This window comes from Kineosporia babensis, assembly GCF_021129305.1.
GTDB lineage: Bacteria > Actinomycetota > Actinomycetes > Actinomycetales > Kineosporiaceae > Kineosporia > Kineosporia babensis.
Map to the genome: position 1 here is coordinate 171,322 of NZ_JAJOMB010000002.1, position 18,370 is coordinate 189,691.

Annotated in this window: 16 protein-coding genes; 9 read left to right on the top strand and 7 right to left on the bottom strand. The window is 70.6% G+C overall.

Going from position 1 to position 18,370, the window contains the following annotated elements; all coding sequences use genetic code 11:
• Nucleotides 1–250: 250 nt before the first annotated feature.
• Complete coding sequence (locus LR394_RS04265) at nt 251–1,465, top strand: helix-turn-helix domain-containing protein (protein ID WP_231439025.1); 1,215 nt, start codon at nt 251–253, stop codon at nt 1,463–1,465.
• Nucleotides 1,462–2,205, top strand: a complete 744-nt coding sequence (locus tag LR394_RS04270) for a RibD family protein (RefSeq protein WP_231439026.1) — start codon at nt 1,462–1,464, stop codon at nt 2,203–2,205. The genes LR394_RS04265 and LR394_RS04270 overlap by 4 nt, the downstream gene beginning before the upstream one ends.
• Before the next feature lie 6 nt (nt 2,206–2,211).
• On the opposite strand, the gene LR394_RS04275 is transcribed toward LR394_RS04270, so the two are convergent.
• The 6 genes from LR394_RS04275 to LR394_RS04300 form a co-directional block, all read right to left on the bottom strand.
• A complete protein-coding gene (locus tag LR394_RS04275; protein WP_231439027.1) occupies nt 2,212–2,613 on the bottom strand; it encodes a hypothetical protein in 402 nt (133 codons plus the stop codon).
• Nucleotides 2,610–3,368 carry a glycosyltransferase gene (locus LR394_RS04280; RefSeq protein ID WP_231439028.1) on the bottom strand — a complete coding sequence of 253 codons (759 nt, stop codon included), beginning with the start codon at nt 3,366–3,368 and terminating at the stop codon, nt 2,610–2,612. Before LR394_RS04280 ends, LR394_RS04275 begins: the two co-directional genes overlap by 4 nt.
• Nucleotides 3,365–3,919 (bottom strand): class I SAM-dependent DNA methyltransferase, encoded by a 555-nt coding sequence (locus tag LR394_RS04285; protein ID WP_231439029.1) that lies wholly within the window; start codon nt 3,917–3,919, stop codon nt 3,365–3,367. Before LR394_RS04285 ends, LR394_RS04280 begins: the two co-directional genes overlap by 4 nt.
• A 49-nt stretch (nt 3,920–3,968) precedes the next feature.
• Entirely contained in the window at nt 3,969–4,736 is a 768-nt protein-coding gene (locus tag LR394_RS04290) for a PIG-L deacetylase family protein (protein ID WP_231439030.1), read from the bottom strand.
• On the bottom strand, nt 4,733–5,827 hold the full coding sequence (locus LR394_RS04295; RefSeq protein ID WP_231439031.1) for an acyl-CoA dehydrogenase family protein: 1,095 nt from the start codon (nt 5,825–5,827) through the stop codon (nt 4,733–4,735). Before LR394_RS04295 ends, LR394_RS04290 begins: the two co-directional genes overlap by 4 nt.
• Before the next feature lie 87 nt (nt 5,828–5,914).
• Nucleotides 5,915–6,295: a hypothetical protein gene (locus LR394_RS04300; protein ID WP_231439032.1), complete on the bottom strand. Its 381-nt coding sequence runs from the start codon at nt 6,293–6,295 to the stop codon at nt 5,915–5,917.
• A gap of 718 nt (nt 6,296–7,013) precedes the next feature.
• Between LR394_RS04300 and LR394_RS04305 the strand changes: the two genes are divergently transcribed.
• From LR394_RS04305 to LR394_RS04330, 6 genes are all read left to right on the top strand, one after another.
• Complete coding sequence (locus tag LR394_RS04305) at nt 7,014–8,393, top strand: helix-turn-helix transcriptional regulator (RefSeq protein WP_231439033.1); 1,380 nt, start codon at nt 7,014–7,016, stop codon at nt 8,391–8,393.
• The gene (locus tag LR394_RS04310) at nt 8,390–9,436 is read left to right on the top strand and encodes an aminoglycoside phosphotransferase family protein (protein ID WP_231439034.1); all 1,047 of its coding nucleotides are present in this window, start codon (nt 8,390–8,392) and stop codon (nt 9,434–9,436) included. The genes LR394_RS04305 and LR394_RS04310 overlap by 4 nt, the downstream gene beginning before the upstream one ends.
• Before the next feature lie 39 nt (nt 9,437–9,475).
• Nucleotides 9,476–10,645, top strand: a complete 1,170-nt coding sequence (locus LR394_RS04315; protein ID WP_231439035.1) for an ATP-binding protein — start codon at nt 9,476–9,478, stop codon at nt 10,643–10,645.
• 7 nt (nt 10,646–10,652) lie between these two features.
• Nucleotides 10,653–14,063: a DUF5682 family protein gene (locus tag LR394_RS04320; protein ID WP_231439036.1), complete on the top strand. Its 3,411-nt coding sequence runs from the start codon at nt 10,653–10,655 to the stop codon at nt 14,061–14,063.
• Nucleotides 14,060–15,424, top strand: coding sequence for a hypothetical protein (locus LR394_RS04325; RefSeq protein WP_231439037.1), 1,365 nt, complete (start codon nt 14,060–14,062; stop codon nt 15,422–15,424). Before LR394_RS04320 ends, LR394_RS04325 begins: the two co-directional genes overlap by 4 nt.
• 85 nt (nt 15,425–15,509) lie before the next feature.
• Nucleotides 15,510–16,004 carry an SPOR domain-containing protein gene (locus tag LR394_RS04330; RefSeq protein ID WP_231439038.1) on the top strand — a complete coding sequence of 165 codons (495 nt, stop codon included), beginning with the start codon at nt 15,510–15,512 and terminating at the stop codon, nt 16,002–16,004.
• Here LR394_RS04330 and LR394_RS04335 read toward each other — a convergent pair.
• Nucleotides 15,975–16,628 carry a TetR/AcrR family transcriptional regulator gene (locus LR394_RS04335; protein ID WP_231439039.1) on the bottom strand — a complete coding sequence of 218 codons (654 nt, stop codon included), beginning with the start codon at nt 16,626–16,628 and terminating at the stop codon, nt 15,975–15,977. The genes LR394_RS04330 and LR394_RS04335 overlap by 30 nt on opposite strands.
• A gap of 187 nt (nt 16,629–16,815) precedes the next feature.
• Here LR394_RS04335 and LR394_RS04340 point away from each other — a divergent pair, with 187 nt between their 5' ends.
• Nucleotides 16,816–18,330 (top strand): MFS transporter, encoded by a 1,515-nt coding sequence (locus tag LR394_RS04340; RefSeq protein WP_231439040.1) that lies wholly within the window; start codon nt 16,816–16,818, stop codon nt 18,328–18,330.
• The last annotated feature ends 40 nt before the right edge of the window (nt 18,331–18,370 follow it).

Below are 18,370 nucleotides of genomic sequence, written 5' to 3' on the forward strand. Positions count from 1 at the left end.
ACGCGATCCGTGGCCCCGCACTGACCTGGGGTGATTCGCCTCACAGCAGGTCACCAGGGGTATTCACGCTCCGTCCCCACCTGCCTCAAACGTCCGCCTAGGTAACCGTCAGTTACGCGCGGTGACGGATATGGCAACGGCAATGCAATGACCCTGGGGAATCCGTCAAACCCGACTTAACCTGATTCGGGATTTCGGGAACCGGCTCGGCCCACAAGGCGGAGGGGTTCGTACGGAAATGGAGTGTCGTGTGATCGCGGTCGAGCGTTGGACAGGGCGGGAGACCCGGGCTCTGCGCCGGGCCCTGCGGATGACGGTCATCGGGTTCGCCGACCACCTGGGGGTCGCGGTCCGGACGGTGAGCAACTGGGAGGCGCGCGGGGCCGACATCGAGCCGCTGCCGGAGATGCAGGCGGCTCTGGACACCGCGCTGAGCCGGGCCAGCCGGGAGTCGGTGCACCGGTTCCAGGCCTTCCTCGGCACCGGTGAACAGGCCGAGTTCGACCCGGCGCCGCTGCCGGAGGGCCGACGTGGCTCGGTCCGGCCCTCGCTGCCGGTCAGTGCGCAGGTGATCGACGAGCTCACCACGCTGCGGGCCTCACTGGTCCGCTCCGATTCCATGCTGGGCCCGGGCCGCCTGATCGCGACGGTGGGGGAACAGGTCTCGAACGTCCAGGACATGCTGGGGTCCGCTCGGGGGGATCTCAGGCGTCGGGTGTTCGACCTGGCCACCCTCTACGCGGAGTTCCAGGGCTGGTTGTTCGAGGATGCCGGCCAGTCGGTCCGCAGCGGAGCGTGGACGGGGCGCTCGGTGGAATGGGCCCAGGCCAGCGAGAACACCGACCTGGCGGCGTACACGCTGATGCGCCGGGCCCAGCAGGCGGCCGCCGGGCAGGAGTCCTCCCTGGCCATCGGGCTGGGCGAGGCGGCCGAGCGGAGGGCCGGCTCGGCGCCGCGGATCCGCGCGGCGGCGGCTCAGCAGCGGGCCGCCGGGCTGGCCATCGAAGGCGACGAGACCGGCGCCCTGCAGGCCATGGACCAGGCACTAGACCTGGTGCAGGAGGATCCCGGAGCGGCCCCGGCCGACCAGTGGTCGCTGGCCGAGTGGTGCACCGAGGGCTACGTCGCCGCGCAGCGGGCGAACGTGCTGATCACCCTGGGCCGGGCCCAGGAGGCGGTGGACTCCTACGAGCGGGCCCTGACCGAGTGGCCGCAGGAGTACCGGCGCGAGCGCGGCCTGCACATGGCCCGCAAGTCCAAGGCGCTGGCCATGCTGCGCCGGATCGACGAGGCGGTGGACGTGGGTTCCTCGGCGCTGGAGATCGCGGTGGACACCGGATCGCGGCGTACGCTGGACGAGCTGCAGGCGATGACCGACGTGGCGGCCGACCAGGACATCGCCGACCGGCGGGTGATCGAGTTCGGCGAATCGCTGGTCGGGGCCGTGCAGGCGGGTTCGCAGTGACGCTGACGCTGGGCCGTACCATCGAGGATCTGGTCGGCCGGGACGAGTGGGCGGCGGTGAACGAGCTCGGCCGGCCGTTCGTGGTGTACAAGTTCGCCGCCACGCTGGACGGCCGGATCGCGGCCGCGGACGGCACCAGCCAATGGATCACCAGTGCGGCCAGCCGGGCCGAGGTGCATCTGCTGCGGGCCGGTTGCGACGCCACCGTGGTGGGTTCGGGCACCCAGCAGGCGGACGACCCGAACCTCGCGGTCCGGGGGAACGACGACCCCCGGCTGGACCTGTCCGCGGTGCAGACCAAAGGGCAGCCCTACCGGGTCGTGGTCGACACCAATGCCCGCACACCCGCGTCCGCCAAGGTGCTCGACAACTCGGCGCCGACGATCATCGCGGTGGCGCCCGACGCGTCCGCCGGTCATCTCTCCGGGGTGGAAGTGATCCGGATCCCGCGCGCTCCGCAGGGGCTTTCGGTTCCGGACCTACTGGATGTGCTCTACCGCAAGGGCATCCGGGCGGTCTTCCTGGAAGGCGGCCCCACGCTGGCCGGTTCGTTCATCGCCGACCGGCTGGTCGACCGGGTGATCAACTACGTGGCCCCGGCGCTGCTCGGCTCCGGCAAGAGCGGTCTGCTGAACGCCGGGATCGGCACGATGTCCGACATCCTGCGCCTGGAACTGCTCGACATCGCCCGCTCCGGGCCGGATCTGCGCCTGGTCGCCCGGCCCGCGCAGACCTACTGAGCCGGATCAGGCCGCGGCACAGGCCTGGTCGCGGGTACTCGCGGCCAGCGCCTGCCCGCTCTCGCCGAGCACGTCCACCGCGGTGACGGCCTGGTCGGCGTAGGCCAGTTCGGCGGCGGACGCGCAGACCAGCAGGGCCAGATCCACCTGCTGCCCGGTCAGCGCAGTGCTCACCGCGATGCTGTGGCAGTCGCCGACCACCTCGACCTGGGTGACCCGCGGATCGCTGAGTTCGTGCGCCAGGTCGGTGCCGGTCGCGCACTCGGCGGGCAACTCCTGGCCGGTGCTCGGCATCGGGCTCGGGACGGCCTGGTCGGGCTTCGGTTCCGAGGAACTGCTGCAGGCGGCCAGCGTCACCGCGGCGCCGGCGACGAACCAGCCCCTGATCAGGATCCCCGAGAACTTCATGAGCGGGAGCGTAGTACCTGCCGAGGGATAATCAGCGCATTCTGCCGCTCGTCCCGGGCCAGTCGGCTGAGCAGGCTGCCGAGGCCACCGTCGGCGCGCGGCGCAGTGCGGCCGCTGGTGTTCACGACCACCTCCGGTGCGCTGGCGACCGGCCAGCCCTTCGTCCGCAGGGCGGCCAGCAGCGCCGAGTCCTCACCCGGAACCTGTTCCGGCCAGCCGCCCACGTCCAGATACGCGTCGGCACGCACGGCCAGATTGGCGGCGTAGACGTGGTCGTGCCCGTCGCTGCGCAGGCCGGCGTGAACGATCTTCTGGTAGGCGTGGTTGCTTTCCCAGCCGTTCACCCGAACCATTCCGGCGACCGCGGCGCTGCCGGATCCGAAATACGGCCGGTAGCCTTCGATCCAGTCGGGCGGCACCCGGCTGTCCGCATCGGTGGACAGCAGCAGAGTTTCCTCGAACGGGATGCCATAAGCGGCGAGCAGGTAGAGCCCGGCCATCGCCCCGGCCGAGCGCGCGGTGGCCACGTTCCCGTCGTTCAGCCGGAGCACCATGCCCTCGGTGAGGCCCCGGGTTCTCGAGAGAATCTGCCGGGCAACGTTTTCGGTGGAATCGCTGCAGTGGTGGGCGACCAGGACGACGGCTACCGGCCGACGGGTGGCGGCGGTGGCGGCGAGGACCGAATCCAGGCAGTCGCCGACCAGGCCGGCCTCGTCCTTGGCCGGGATCACGATCGTGAAAGCTTGTGGTTTCATGGTTTTCTGAAGACGTCGAGGACGAATTCCTCGTCCTGGTGGGTGATCAGATGCTGCCAGCCGGTCCGGGAGCGCAACTGCCGATGAGTCTCGTCCCCGGACAGATAGGTGTCCTCGGCCGACCGCCGCCAGTGCACGACGACCAGGTCGCCCTGGCTCTCGAGGGCGTCCCAGGCCTTGTGCAGAGTCTGATCGCGATCGGAATCGTCGAGATAGTAGAGTATTTCGGAAAGGACGACGAGGTCGGCGCCGGTGGGTGCGGGAGAGTCGGGCAGCTTTTGGACGCTCCACGCGACATTGGCGGGAACGTCACCGGAGCGGGCCTGGGCCACCGCGGTGGGGCTGAGGTCGGAGGAGATCACTTCTTCGGCCCGGGTGGCCAGCAGCCGCGTGAGAACCCCGATCGAGCAGGCCGGTTCCCAGACCCGGCGGTACCGGCGGCGGGGCAGGCAGGCTGCGGTGACGGCGTACTTGCGCTGCTCGTACCACGAGTCGCGATAGTTCCAGGGGTCGATGTCCGTCTGATAGCGCTGCTCGAAATCGGTAGTCACCGGTGGTTCTTTCGGCAAGGGCCCATTCCTTGTCGTGATGCGGGACTCTTCAGGGGTGGAGCGGGCGGAAGAACGGTTCCAGGCCGTCGGCGAACAACTCGAGCACGTGGTCGGGCAGAACCGGGCCGAAACGCGGGAAGGGCGAGTGGAGCTGGCTGACGTGTGCCTCGACCGCCCGGCGTTTGGCCTGCCGTTCGGCGGCCGACAGGCAGACCACGGTGAGGTCGGCGGCCAGCACCCGGGGATCGTCGGGCCGGATGGAGTGGCGCATCCAGATCGGGTACTGCCACAGCTCCACCCCGGCTCGCACGGTGGCCAGGCGGGCGGCCCGGCCCACGGCCTGATGGTCGGGATGCGGATCGTCCGGCCAGGGAGCCAGGACCAGGCCGTCGGCGGGCAGGAGAGCGGCGATGCGCTCGGTCACCTCGTCCTCGTGCTGGGTGGCCTCGCCGTCGGCGATGTCGAAGAACACCGGCTGGGCGCCGTTTCGGCACAGATGCCGGATGGCGTCCCAGGTTTCGCGTCGTCGGGTGCGGATCAGGTCGCGGCGCTGGGCGGTGGTGGCCCCGGGGTAGCCGGCTGAGCCGTCGGTCACGATCACCACCGTCGGGGTGCAGCCGGCCGTGGTCAGGCGGTGCAGAACTCCACCGGCGCCGAGGGATTCGTCATCCGGATGAGGAGCGATCACGGTGACCGGGCAGCCCGCGGTGATCGGCAGCAGGCGGGGTGCGGGGGCGGCTTCCAGAGTGGGGCGCCACAGACTCGGCGGCAGGCCTTGGGCGGTGACTTCGACCGGGGCGGGGAGCTGATCGGTCACCGGAAGGACCGCCCGAGCAGCGTGCCGTGTTCCAGCAGGTGCGTGCCGAGCAGCTCGTAGTCCGCCTCCGCGTGGTGCTGGCGCACGTAGATCTCCAGATCGGCCAGCCGGTGGGCGATCTCGCCGTTGCGGCACAGACCGTTGGGGCCGGTGACCCGGGGCGCGCGGGCGAGCACCTCGTTCACCGCCTGCTCCACCGCGGTGCGGGCGGCGGTCATGTCCGTCGCAGTTGGGTCTTCGTCGGTCTCGCGGGCTTGGCCGGCCTCGTGGCCGAGCTGGGTGAGCAGCGCGTCGGCGGCGGCGATCGCGGTAGCCATCGCGCCGAGGTGGGCGCGCTGGTGTGCGCTCGCGCGTTCCGGATGAGTGGTGGCCAGAACCGCATTGAGGACGCCGTGGGCGCCTCCCAGCCAGACCGCGGCAACGCCGGCCCCACCGAGCGCGAAACCCGGACGATCAAGGTAGAAACCGGGCTCGCCGACGGCGGCCGCGGCGGGCACCTTGAGATCACGCACCTCGATGTCCACGCTGCGGCTGGCGTCCATCCCGAGGGCCGGCCAGGTGTCGTCGAGCCGGGTGAGCGCCGGGTCCTGCACATCGATGTCGACCAGCAGCTTGCCCTGGTCGGTGGCGACCACGGTGAGGGCACGGTCGAGGAACCAGGCGCCGGAGCAGAACCGCATCGTGCCCTCGACCCGCCAGCCCTGCTCGTCGGCGGTGGCCCTCAGCCCGGTGCCCCCGGAAGCGGAGGCCCAGACTCCGTAGATCGCCTCGGCCACCGGTTCCCGCCCGGCCTCCCGCAGGATCCGGACCGCGTCGATGTGCCCTTCGGTCAGCCGGGCCACACACAGGTCGGCCCGGCCCAGAGCGGCCAGCGTCTGCCACAGCCGGGGCACCGGCGCGTTCGCGTCTACGCCACGGGCCTGCTCACGAACTGCTTCGGCCACTCGTTCGGCGGCGTCCGGGGCCGTCCGGTCCACGTGGGGGCGGCCGGCCGGGGCGAGCAGCGTTCTCGGCGTTCTCGGCCCGGAGCCGGGACCGGCAGGGGTCTGCTCCGGGGGTGTCGTCAGGGTCGGATCTGTCAGCACTCCCACGCGATGAATCCTGACGCGGGAGCGGCGATCCGGCCCGTCCAGATGCCCCGCTCACCGATCGCGGGCGCCCGGACGGGCCGGCGGCCCTCAGATCACGTTGTCGAGCCGCTGCACCACGAAGTCCGGCACGGCGTAGGTCAGGCCGCCGATGACGATGTAGATGCCGTCGGCCTCGCTGGTCCACACCACGTCGTCGACCGGCAGCGGGGTACCCGGGCGCAGCAGCCAGTCGCGGAAGTCACCGCGGTCGATCACGGCGCGCTTGCGGGTGCCGTAGGTGATCGTCAGCTCGGACAGGTCGACGTCCACCACCACGGTGCCCACCCGCCAGCCGCGGCCGTTCTTGGCATCGAAGGTGAGGCGCCCCGTCCAGGCCTCGAGGTTGATCGTCACCGCGCTCTCGCGGATCGGGCTGTAACTGGTCGAGACACCCCCGACGGCGCCTGCACTCCTGCTCACCTGGCTCATGACCGGACCTCCATGACCTGCTGATCGGTATTGCTCACTGCTGTTCGTCACTCCTGCCATCAATCGGTGCCATCTGAGATGGCGAAGAGTCACTGGGTGCGCTATCGGTGAAAGAGCGCCTTCCGTTACGCCCCGTCGGAAACTGGGCCGAACGGGCGGGGTGCTCTTCATCCGGTGGTAGGGAATTCCACTCACGGTTTCCGGAAGCTGCCTGAGAGTCATCGCAGGATTCACCCAGAACGGTGATCGGTCACCCGGTATGGAAGCTGCTCCCGGGGTGCACCGGCGTTGCCGTGAGGCCCCTGGGGTTGCACTTCCGGATGGCAATGTTTCGTCCCGGCCGCCGAAGCGGCGAGGCCCCCGTGGACTCGCCGCTTTCGGGCCGAACGGGCGCCGGGACGGGTGGAGGGTGTCGGCGGGTGACTGTCACCCGTCCCGGCGCTGTTGGAAGAGCATTGCGCCCGGGCCGTCGCGGCGTACAGCCGTCGTGTGGAACGGCTCTCCTCCTCGCGCTGCCTACCGCCGGTGACTCGCCCGGCTAGGCGGCTCGGCAAGGCAGGGTGAATCTATCGGATATAGAGGACAAACCGGATGTATTCATCGACTGCCTAGTCGGACTAGTCGGCTTGGCTACATTCTTTTTCAGTCGTTAGCCAATCCGTGACGGATCCCCTACCGTCGGTCAAGACGGGGAAAACGGGGAAACAGGAGTCGAGCGATGAACGTGGAGCCAAGAAGTCCACTGCCCGCCGGCGAGGTCTGGGAACGCCTCGACATGCGTCGTGCGCTCGCGGCCCGGGACCTCGGCACGGTGTTCCGGTTGCTGCAGAAGCACGGCACGTCGCAGCGCACCATCGCGGCCCTCACCGGGATGTCCTCGTCCGAGGTGTACGAGGTGCTGCGGGGCCGCCGGGTGATGGCGTACGAGGTGCTCTGCCGGGTGGCCGACGGCTTCGGCGTCCCCCGCGGATACCTCGGCCTCGCCTACGACAACGACACCGCCTCCTGGCTGGACCAGAACCTGGTGCCGGCCCAGACCCGCACCGACCACGAGGACGACGCCCGGGGACACGCGCTGCTGGCCTACGCGGCGGAAGTGACCGTGGGGACGGCCGGTGAGCTGTCCTCGGAATGGTCCACCGTCCCGTCCGCCGCCACCCCCTTGCCCGGGCAGGTCGGCCCGGAAGACGTCGAGCAGGCCGAGGCGGTCACTGCGCAGCTGCGCCACCTCGACTACCGCTTCGGCGGCGGGGCCTGCCGCGACGCGGTCTCGGCGCACGCCCGCTGGGTGGACAAGCTCTGTGATCTGCCCAGCCGCCCGGCCACCGGGACCCGACTGCGGGTGGCGGCCGCCGACGTCCACAATCTGGCCGGCTGGACCGCGTTCGACGTGGGCCTCTACAACGTGGCCGGGCGCCACCTCGCGCTCGCTCTGGACTTCGCCCGGCAGGCCAAGGTGCCGTCGCTGACGGCCAACGTGCTCTACCGGGCCGGGCGGGTCTACCTGCACCGCAAGCGGGTCAGCGAGGCACTGCGGTTCTTCCAGCTGGGTCAGCTGGCCGCGCAGGACTCCGGCTCGCGCCGCACGGTGGCGATGCTGTGCGCCAACATCGCCTGGACGTACGCCGAGATGGGCGACGAGGCCCAGGCGATCACCCACCTGAACCGGGCCGCCGACGAGTTCTCCCGGGCCGAGGACGCCGACAGCGAGCCGTGGGTGCAGTTCTTCCACGAGCTGGACGTGATGGCGCTGGAGGGGATGACCCGGCTGGCCATGGCCCGGACCAACGAGGTCTACGCCACCCCGGCCCGGCAGGCACTGGAGCGCAGCGTGGCCGAGCGCACCGACAAGATGGCCCGCAGCCTGGCCTTCGAGCAGGGGGCCCTGGCCACGGCCTGTCTGCTCACCCACGACAGCCAGGCCGCGCTGGAGTTCGGCGAGCTGGCCCTGGACCAGGCCCACCGGTTGCGTTCGCGCCGGGTGACCGACCGGCTGGCTCCGCTGCAGGAGCTGGCCCTGGACTGCCCGGACCGGGGAGCGCGCGGCGACGAGGTGCGCGACCTGGGCCGGCGGATAGAGCAGGTACTGCTGCCGTGAGTCAGGCCGAGTCCAGTCCCGGGCTCGATCGTCCGGCGCTGGATCCGGCTGAGATCACCAGTACGGTGACCGCGGCCTGCCGGATCCTCGGTCTGGACCCCCGGGACCACACAGTTCTGAAGTTCACCAACAATGCGGTGCTGAGGCTGCCGCACGCCGGGGTGGTGGTGCGGATCGCCGGTTCGGCGGCGGTCGGTGACCGGGCCCGGCGGGTGGTGCACGTCGCCCGGTTGCTCGAGCAGCACGGGGTACCCGCGGTGCGACTGGCTCAGCCGGCCGACCAGCCGATGCTGGTGCGCGGGCACGAGGTCACGCTCTGGCACGACGTGCAGCCGGTGCGCGATCCGGTGCCCGAGGACCTGGCCGAGCTGCTCAAGGCGGTGCACGCGGTGCCGATCGAGGCGCCGGCCGCTCCGGTGGTTCCGGCCCGGCGGGGGCGCAGCCGGCGTCGTCCCTCGGTGCCGGGGCAGAACACCGGGCCGTTGCCGGTGCAGTCCTCCTCCGCGGCCGACGGTGAGCTGGTGCGCTGGGGGCCGGTGGCCGGGATCCGCCGGCGGATCGCCTCGGCCGGTCTGGTGCCCCGCGAGGACCTGGCGTTCCTGCAGGCCGAGACCGATGCGGTGGCCGAGGAGCTGGCCGCGCTGAGCGAGCTGGAGCCGTTGCTGCCGGCCGGGCTGATCCATGGGGACTCGTTCCTGGGCAACGTGATCGTCGGTGAGAACGGGCCGGTGCTGTGCGATTTCGACTCCACCTGCTGGGGGCCGCGGGAGTGGGACCTGACCCCGATCGCGGTCGGGGCGCTGCGCTTCGACTACGGCGGCGACCTGGCCGCCCGGTTCGCCGCCGGGTACGGGTACGACGTGCTGTCGTGGCCGGGTTTCCCGACCCTGCGCCGGCTGCGGGAGCTGCAGCTGGTCACCAGCGTGCTGCCGGTGCTGGCGGCCAATCCCGGGTTGCAGCCGCAGTGGCGCTTCCGGGTGGACAGCCTGCGGCGCGGTGACCCGGAGGCCCGCTGGAGCACCTACGGCCAGGTCGCGGTCTGATCCCCAAGACTGTCGGAGGGCGTTGATAACGTCCGCTGTGTGACTGGGAACCAGACGGCGGGCAGTGCGCCCCGGCAGGTCGATCCGCCGGAGCACCGGTATGCCGCCGAGCTGCAGTTCCTGGCCGCTTATGACGACGGCGCCCGGCCTCCGGGGTGGTTGCTCACCCCGCGGGCCGTGGTGACCTTCGTGGTCGGCAGCGACGAGCGCCCATTGGTGTTGCCTGCGGGCACTGCGGCGCCCGAGGGAGTGCCGCCGCAGCTGGCGATCTCGGAAAAGTTCGTCGGGGAGCGGGCTCTGGTCGAGCGCTGCGTGGTCACGCTGGCCGGCGAGCGCGGCCTGCTGCTGGTCGGGGAACCGGGTACGGCCAAATCCATGCTGTCCGAGCTGCTCTCGGCCGCGGTGTGCGGTACCAGCGCTCTGGTGGTGCAGGGCACCGCCGGTACCACCGAGGATCAGCTGCGCTACGGCTGGAACTATGCGGCGCTGCTGGCCCAGGGTCCTACCCGTGGCGCGCTGGTTCCTTCACCGGTGATGAGCGCGATGTCGGCCGGTGCGGTGGCGCGGGTCGAGGAGGTCACCCGCTGCCTGCCCGAGGTGCAGGACTCGCTCGTGAGTATCCTGTCCGACCGGCGGATCGCGGTTCCGGAGCTCTCCGGTGAGGACTCGGCGGTGCCCGCTGCCCCCGGCTTCTGCCTGATCGCCACCGCCAACCTGCGCGACCGCGGGGTTTCCGAGATGTCGGCCGCGTTGAAGCGGCGGTTCAACTTCGAGCAGGTACACCCGATCGCCGACATCGAGCTGGAGACCGCATTGGTACGGCGCCAGGCCGCGGCGGTGCTGGAGCGGGTCCATGCGCCCTTCGCCGTGGACGATGCGGTGCTCGAGGTCCTGGTCACCGCCTTCCGCGACCTGCGCACCGGGAGCACGGCCGAGGGCTGGGAGGTGGAGCGCCCGTCCACGGTGATGAGCACGGCCGAGGCCGTTTCGGTGGCCGCGGCGCTGGGCCTGGCCTCGGCGTACTTCCCGGCCGGGCACGATGCGCTGGCTCTGTTGCCGGGGCACTTGCTCGGGGTGGTGCGTAAGGACGACCCGGCCGACGCTGCGCGCCTGCTGGGCTATTGGGACGGTGCGGTGCGGCGTCGGGCCGAGCAGGGTGGCCAGTTGTGGCGCCAGGCCTGGGAACTGCGCGAGCAGCTGGAACTCTGAGGGTGCCATGTCTCGTTCCTGGCCGGAGCCGCAGGCCGCGGTTGCCGAGTTGGTTTCTGCTCAGCCCTTTCTGATCGGAGTGCGGCATCATTCGCCTGCCCTGGCGGCCGTGATTCCGGCGCTGCTCGATGCCCTGCAACCAGACGCGCTGCTGATCGAGTTGCCGCCCCAGTTCGCCGATTGGCTGCCTTGGCTGGGGCATCCGCGCACGGTTGCCCCGGTGGCGCTGGCCGGGTCGGGGGAGCCGTTGCCGTTCTACCCGTTTGCGGACTTCTCGCCGGAACTGGTGGCCATCCGCTGGGCGGTCCAGCGCGGTGTGGAGATTGTGCCGTGTGACCTTCCTTTGGGCGATGCGGGATGGGCCGAGCGTGGCCCGAGGAGGCGGAAGAGCTTTGGCTCTCCTTTCTCCCAGGCGCTACGGAAAGCTCAGACCGGCCGGGACGGTGACGACCTGTGGGATCGGGTGGTCGAGGCGCCGGCTGCGGGCTGCACTCCGGAGCAGGTGCGGCGGGCGGCACTGGCGGTGGGTTGGGCGATGCGGGCCGATGAGGCTGCCGACGGCCGGGTTGCCGGGGTGGACCTGCGGCGGGAAGCGCAGATGCGGGCGGTCGTCCAGGATTATCGGCAGCAGCATCATGAGGCACGGATCGTATTGCTGGTCGGTGCATTTCATGCTCCGGCGTTGATTGATTCTGCAACGGTGGACCCGGCTCGGGAATACAGGGTCGCGGCGCTGGACGAGCCGCGGCCGGTCCTTCAGGTGGTCACCAGCCTGGTTCCTTATGCAGATCCGTTGCTGGACAGTCGTTCTGGCTATCCGGCGGGCATTCGAGACCCACGGTGGCAGGCGGAGACGGTTAAGGCGGGCGGTGATCCGGTCAAGCTTTCGGCTGCGGCGGCTCGGGTGGCCGTGGAGGTCTGTGCGGCGGTCCGGGAAGGCGGGCATCCGGCTGGGCCGGGAGAGGCTCGCGAAGTTGTCCGGCTGACCGAGGATCTCGCTCGGTTGCGGGGACTGCCGGCTCCCGGGCGCAGCGAGATCGTCGAGGCACTGACCACGGTGCTGGCGCAGGGCGAGACGCTGGGGCGGGGGCGAGTGGTGGCTCAGGCGATGGAGCAGGTGCTGATCGGTGAGCGTCGGGGTCGTCTGGCGCCGGGCACTCCCCGGTCGGGGCTCGGGCCTTCGCTGGAGGCCCTGCTCAAGGAGCTGAAGTTACCGAATCCGGATGCGCCGCTGCGTAAAGAGCTCCGGCTGGATCCGCTGCGCAGTCCGCTGGACCGCCGCCGCGAGGTCACTCTGCAGCGTATTCAGGCCTGCGAGATCTACTACGCCCTGGCCGCCGAGGTTCAAGGGGTTGGCGCGGCGGCGGCCCTGACCACGCACTGGCTCGCCGCCTGGACGCCCACCTGTGCGGCGCTCACCGAGGTCGCCGGTCTGCTCGGCGTGACTCTGGAGCAGGCGTCCGAGGGCACCCTTCGGCGTCAGCGGGAACGTGAGCGGGCCGATGGCGGAAGTACCGCCCAGCAGGTGCTCGACGGATTGCTGGCAGCCGCCGAATGTGGCCTGTCCGCGCTGGCTTCCGACCGGCTGGACGATGTGATCCGGGTGTTGCCGACCACGGCCACCCTGCCCGAGCTGCTCACCGGCCTCGATCTGCTCAGCCGGCTGGAACAGGGTACCGTGCCCGGCATGGTCGGTCACCCGATCAGCGCTCTGGGCTCGGTCGTGGAGGAGGTGCACACCGCGGCGATTCGCCAGGTCGACGGGCTGGCCGGTTCCACCGATCTGGCCGATGCCCGGGCCCTGCTGGCTCTGGTGGTCCGCCACGACCAGATCGGCGCCGGGCTGCGGCTGGATGCAGCGCTGAAACGGCTTGCGGGTGAGGGCAGTCCGCTGATGCGTGGGGCCGCAGCGGCGGTGCGGGTGCTGCTCGGGCTGGACGAGGCGGCCGAGCTCGGTGACCGGGCGGCGGCGTGGCTCGACCTGGATGCCCCGGGTGAGATCACGGCCCGGTTGTCCGGCCTGCTCATCGTGGCCGGCCCGCTCCTGGAGGCCGGTGGCGACGTGCTGGATCCGTTGCTGGCCCGGTTGGAGCAGATGCCCGAGACGCTGTTCCTTCGGCGGTTGCCGGCCGTGCGGGGCGGCTTCGACGTGCTCACCCCGGCCGCCCGCAGCCGGTTGCTCACGGCGGTGGAAGCCCGGCTGGAAGATCGGCTCGACCTGGGCGTATCAACCGATCCGGGGTTGCTCGGGCGCTGGGCCCAGGCCGATGCGCACGCCCTGGAGGTTCTGCGGGAACGCGGTCTGGCCAGTTCGGTCGCCCTTGCTCCGGCCGATCGCTGGCGGCTGGTGCTCGGTCAGAAACAGGAGCAGTTGCCCGCCCAGGCCAAGCGGTACGGCGTGGCGTTGGACGAGCTCTACGGGCAGGACCGGGGCGAGGGAGCGGGCGGCGATCTGCGGGGGCCCGGTGCCGGAGACGGATCCGGGTATCCGGGCGTGCGGGAATGGTCCGAAGAGCTCACTCACCTGTTCGGCGCCACCGTGCGGGAAGAGGTGCTGGCCGCCGCTGCGTCCGGGGGCCGGGTGGATGCCGCCCTGGCGATTGACCCGGCTCTGGCCAGGCCTTCGGTCGAGCTGCTGACCAGTGTGCTTTCGCTGGTGGGGGCCTTGCCGGAGCGAACGGTGGCTCGGTTGCGCCCCCTGGTGGCCAAGGTGGTCGCCGACCTGACTCAAGACCTCGCTCGCACCCTGACTCCGGCTCTGACCAGTCTGACCTCACCTCGGCCCACACGTCGTCCGGGCGGTCCGATCGACCTGCACCGCACCATCCGGGCCAACCTCCGGACGGTACGCCACGGCCCCGACGGCACGCTCACGGTGATTCCCGAGCACCCGGTGTTCAAGACCCGGAGCAAACGCACCACCGATTGGCGGGTCATCCTGCTGGTCGATGTCTCCGGTTCGATGGAGGCTTCCACGGTCTGGTCGGCCATCACCGCTGCCGTGCTTTCCGGTGTGCCCGCGCTGACCACGCATATGCTGGCGTTCTCCACCGACGTCATCGATCTCACCGGCGTGGTCAGCGATCCGCTGTCACTGCTGCTGGAAGTCGATGTCGGCGGCGGAACTTCGATCGCCACCGGGCTGGCGGCCGCCCGTGAACTGGTCACGGTGCCCAGCCGCACGATGGTCGTGGTGGTGAGCGACTTCGAGGAGGGCGGGGCGATCGGCCCGTTGCTGGCCCAGGTGCGTCTGCTGGTGGATGCGGGGGTGCGGGTGCTGGGTTGCGCCGGCCTGGATGAGACGGGCGCGGCGCGGTACAGCGTCTCGGTGGCGAGTCAGCTGGTGGGGGCCGGCATGCCGGTCGCCGCGCTGAGCCCGTTGGAGCTGGCGCGCTGGGTCGGGGAGCAGGTCCGGTGAACCTGCCCTGGAAACCGGCGGAACGGGCTGCTGCTCAGCTGGTTTGGGACGCGGCCGGGCAGTTGCTCGATTGCGGGCTGGCAGGAGCCGGGGCTGCGCTTCAGGGGCAGCTGCTGGCCGGAGTGCACCAGGCTCGGTTGCGTGCGTTGCATCGGCTGGCCTCGGCGACGACCAGGGTGGCCAGCGGGATTCGGGCGGCGCAGGCCGATGACGGGGACTTCTCGCTGCCGTCGCTCACGGCCGATCTGCTGGAGGTGCTGTCGGTTGCCCATGCCGTGATCAGCGGGCGCGGCGATCCGGGGGAGTGGCGGGGGACGGCGCGGACGGTTTACCAGGGTGTGGGGGATCTGCGGCTGGCCGGGTTGTGCATGGAGCCGGTGGTGAGTTCGGCGGGGTACGCGGGGGTGGTGGTCTGGCTGATTGATGCGGACGGACGGCTGTGGTCGGTTTCGGACGTCAAGCCGGGTGGGGCGGAACGCGTGCCGGGGTCGGCGGCCGGTGCCGTGGCGGTCGGGGAGACCGGGCTTTCGCACCGGGAACTGTCGCGCGCGGGGATGATCATGACCGCTGCTACTGCCAACAATGATGGACGTCTCGGGTCGGGTCACGCGGTCGGGGCGGTTCGTGCGGCAGGGCTCGCCTGGACGCAACCGCAGCTCGTGAGGCGGTTCGGTGTAGTGAACGCCGGTACTGCCCGGGCGAACGTTCCTCGTCTGCTGGATCTCACGGTCTGTGGCCACGAGCGCGCTGCCGTCCTGGCGGTGGACCGGGCGGGTACCGGGGTTCGTCTCGTTGCGCCGCCCGGGCCGGTGCCGCAGGACAACCTGCGGGTGCTGGCGGGCAAGGCCGGTCTGCGATTCCTGGCGGTCGCCCGGCCGCGGTCCGACGACGTCAACGCCTCGGCTCGATTCCTCGGGGTGCCAGGCACGATGGAGCTGGTCTCGGTCGGTGGTGCGGAGCTACGGCTGCCGGCGGTGCTGAACGGGCACGCCGACCTGGGGTTCGATCGGCTGAACGCGCGCTCGCTGCGGCCCTCCGGCCCGGTGCCGGAGTATCCGCAGGTGAGTGATGTCACCGATCCGCTGCTCGGGTACCGGCGCCGGCTGGAGCGGGTGGTCTCCGGAGGCAGGCGCACGCTTTCCGTTCCGGGGGTGCCCCAAGAGGTCCGGTCGGAAGCTGCGCGCCTGCGCAGTGAGCAGCTGACCACCGCGGCCACCCTGCTGGAGAACCTGCTGCAGGCGGCTCATCCGCACCGACGGGATGAGTTCGGCCGGCTCGCCGGTCCGGCCGATGACGCTCTGGCGAAGGCCTGGTTGGCCGCCGCTACTTATCGGCGGGCCCTGCTCGGAGCGCCCTTGTGATTCTTGGTGAATTTGAGGCTGGAGAGGCTGTGGCCTGGGCGGATTTAAGGGAGCGCGCCGAAGTAGCGCCTAGACTCCGGTCATCGTGACGGAGTTGAGCAGCGCCTCCCAGCCGGAGGCCGAGCAGGAGCAGGCGGCTGAGGGCGATTCCGTCGCCGTCTCGCGGTGGTCGCTCCAGGCCCCGGGGATCGACGTGTTCTGGCCGATTCTCGCGGCCGTTCTCACCACCATCGTCATCGTGGTCGCGTTGGTGGCGCACTCTTCGATGGCGGCGGTCGGCGTGGGTACTCCGCGGACCGACTGGGCGCCTCGGCCCACCCCCGAGGCCGACCAGCCGTTCGTGGTGGTGCAGGTGGCCAGCTTCCCCAGCCGGGACGAGGGGCAGAGCGAGGTGCGCAAGCTGCGGCAGTCCGGCCTGGACGCGGCGGTGCTGAAGTCCGACCGCTACGCCCCGATGAACGAGGGCTGGTACGTGGTCTACATCGGGCCGTTCACCGCGGACGCCGAGGGCCGGGCGCAGGCCAAGAAGTTCACCAAGGACATCGAGGGCTCACTCGTGCGCACTCTCCACCGGCGCTGAGAGCCCCACCGCGGGCAGGATCACGTGGTCGATCAGGCGCAGCATGCTCTCCCGGGAGGGCGCCTTCTGGTGGTACAGCGCCCGGAACATGCCCATGGCCGGGCCGAGTGAGGACATCAGCTCGACGTCCACCCCGTCCTCGATCTCGCCGCGCTCGATCGCCCGCTGGAACACCGTTTGGTAGGCACTGGCCCGCGGCCGGAGCATGATGTCGTTGATCGCCTCGAGCAGTTCCGGGTGGGCGGAGATCATCGAGGCCACGCCGAGCATGATCCGCAGGTGGCGATTGCTGTCGCTGACCGCCTTCGGCTTCACCATCGCCACCAGGTCGCCGCGCAGCGTGCCGGTGTCCGGCGGCAGGAACACCTGGCCCTGGCCCGGGCCCGGATGCTGCTTCATGCAGGCGATCGCGTCGATCACCAGCTCGGCCTTGGACGGCCAGCGGCGGTAGAGCGTGGCCTTACCGGCCTTGGCCCGGGTGGCCACCATGTCGACCGTCATGCCCTCGTAGCCGACCTCGGCCAGGACGTCGAGCGCGGCCTCGAGGATCTCCGGGTCGCGGGAGTGGTCGCGCTTGCGACCGACCCTGCTCGGCCCGGCCGGCTTCGCCGTCGGCGTGGTCATCTCGGTGGCACCTCGGTTCGTTGTCCGGACTGCGTTCGCGTTGCCCGTCAGGACAACGACGCCCCGAGGCAAAGAGTACCCGGGATGTTCCGGAACTGCCCGGTTGCGGAACTCCTGGGTACCGGAACGGAGCAGTCCCGGAACTTTCTTGTTCCGGAACTGATGAGTCTCGTATATGGTGGCCGTCATGTCCATGACCACCGCGGCGCCGTCCGCATCCTCCGGCCGGTGGCTGACCCTGACCACGGTCGCGTTCGCCCAGCTGATGGTCGTGCTGGACACGACCATCGTGAACATCGCGCTGCCCTCCGCCCAGGCCGACCTCGGCTTCTCGGACGGCGACCGGCAGTGGATCGTCACCGCCTACGCGCTCACCTTCGGCAGCCTGCTGCTGCTCGGCGGCCGGCTCTCCGACCTCATCGGCCGGCGCCGGGCCTTTGTGATCGCCCTGATCGGATTCGCCGTCGCCTCGGCTCTCGGCGGCGCCGCCTCCTCGTTCGGCTGGCTGGTCGCGGCCCGGGCCCTGCAGGGGGTCTTCGGCGCCCTGCTCGCCCCCACCGCGCTGGCCGTGCTGGCCACCACCTTCACCGACCCGGTGGAACGCCGCCGGGCCTTCGGCATCTTCGGCGCCATCGCCGGTATGGGCGGCGCCATCGGCCTGCTCCTGGGCGGCTTCCTGACCGAGCACTTCGACTGGAGCTGGACGCTCTACGTCAACTGCGTGATCGCGGTGATCGCGGTGATCGGCGCCCTGTTCTTCCTGCCCAACGTGCAGCGCACCGGCTCTCGCCCGCGCCTCGACGTGCCCGGCACCGTGCTGGTCTCGGCCGCGCTCTTCTCGCTGGTCTACGGCTTCTCCCACGCCGAGACCGAGGGCTGGTCCAACGGCCTGACCATCGGCCTGCTGATCGCCTCGGTGGTGCTGGGCACGGTGTTCGTCTGGTGGCAGACCCGGGCCGAGCACCCGCTGATGCCGCTGTCGATCGTGCTCGACCGCAACCGCTCGGCCTCGTACCTGGCGGTGCTGCTGGCCGGTATCGGGATGTTCGGCATCTTCCTGTTCCTGACCTACTACCTGCAGCTCACCCTGGGCTACTCGCCGATCCGGACCGGTGTCTCGTTCCTGCCGATGATCGTGGCCCTGGTCTTCACCGCGCAGATCTCCAGCAACTTCCTGCTGCCGCGCTTCGGCCCCCGGGTGATGGTGCCCTCCGGCATGTTGTTCGCCGCCGTCGGCGCGTTCTGGCTGACCGCACTCGACCTGAACAGCTCCTACGCCCCGGGCATCCTGTTCCCGCTGATCCTGATGGGCATGGGCTTCGGCCAGATGATGCCCGCCGCGATCCAGACCGCCACCCTGAACGTCGACCCGCGCTTCGCCGGCGTGGCCTCCGCCCTGGTGAACACCGGCCAGCAGGTGGGCGGTTCGCTCGGCACCGCGCTGATCAACACCCTGGCCGCCTCCGCCGCCACCTCGTACCTGGCCGGCCACCAGCCCGCCACGACGCAGGTGCTGGCCGAGGCTGCGGTGCGCAGCTACAGCACGGCCTACGCCTGGGTCGGCGGATTCTTCCTGGCCGGTGCCCTGCTGTCCGCCCTGATGTACCGCTCCCGCACCTCGACGATGCAGGTCACGGCCACGACCGGCGCCCCGGCCGGGTCCGGCGCAGCCGACGATGCCGAGCCGGTGATCATGCACTGAACCGATCTGGTTCCTGACCTGCGGGTCCTCGCAAAGATGC

Excerpts from the sequence above, each read along its gene's own strand:
- LR394_RS04280 (WP_231439028.1), bottom strand. The coding sequence starts at position 3,368 with ATGAAACCACAAGCTTTCACGATCGTGATCCCGGCCAAGGACGAGGCC.
- LR394_RS04300 (WP_231439032.1), bottom strand. The coding sequence starts at position 6,295 with ATGAGCCAGGTGAGCAGGAGTGCAGGCGCCGTCGGGGGTGTCTCGACC.
- LR394_RS04320 (WP_231439036.1), top strand. The coding sequence starts at position 10,653 with ATGTCTCGTTCCTGGCCGGAGCCGCAGGCCGCGGTTGCCGAGTTGGTT.
- LR394_RS04275 (WP_231439027.1), bottom strand. The coding sequence starts at position 2,613 with ATGAAGTTCTCGGGGATCCTGATCAGGGGCTGGTTCGTCGCCGGCGCC.
- LR394_RS04305 (WP_231439033.1), top strand. The coding sequence starts at position 7,014 with ATGAACGTGGAGCCAAGAAGTCCACTGCCCGCCGGCGAGGTCTGGGAA.
- LR394_RS04340 (WP_231439040.1), top strand. The coding sequence starts at position 16,816 with ATGTCCATGACCACCGCGGCGCCGTCCGCATCCTCCGGCCGGTGGCTG.
- LR394_RS04335 (WP_231439039.1), bottom strand. The coding sequence starts at position 16,628 with ATGACCACGCCGACGGCGAAGCCGGCCGGGCCGAGCAGGGTCGGTCGC.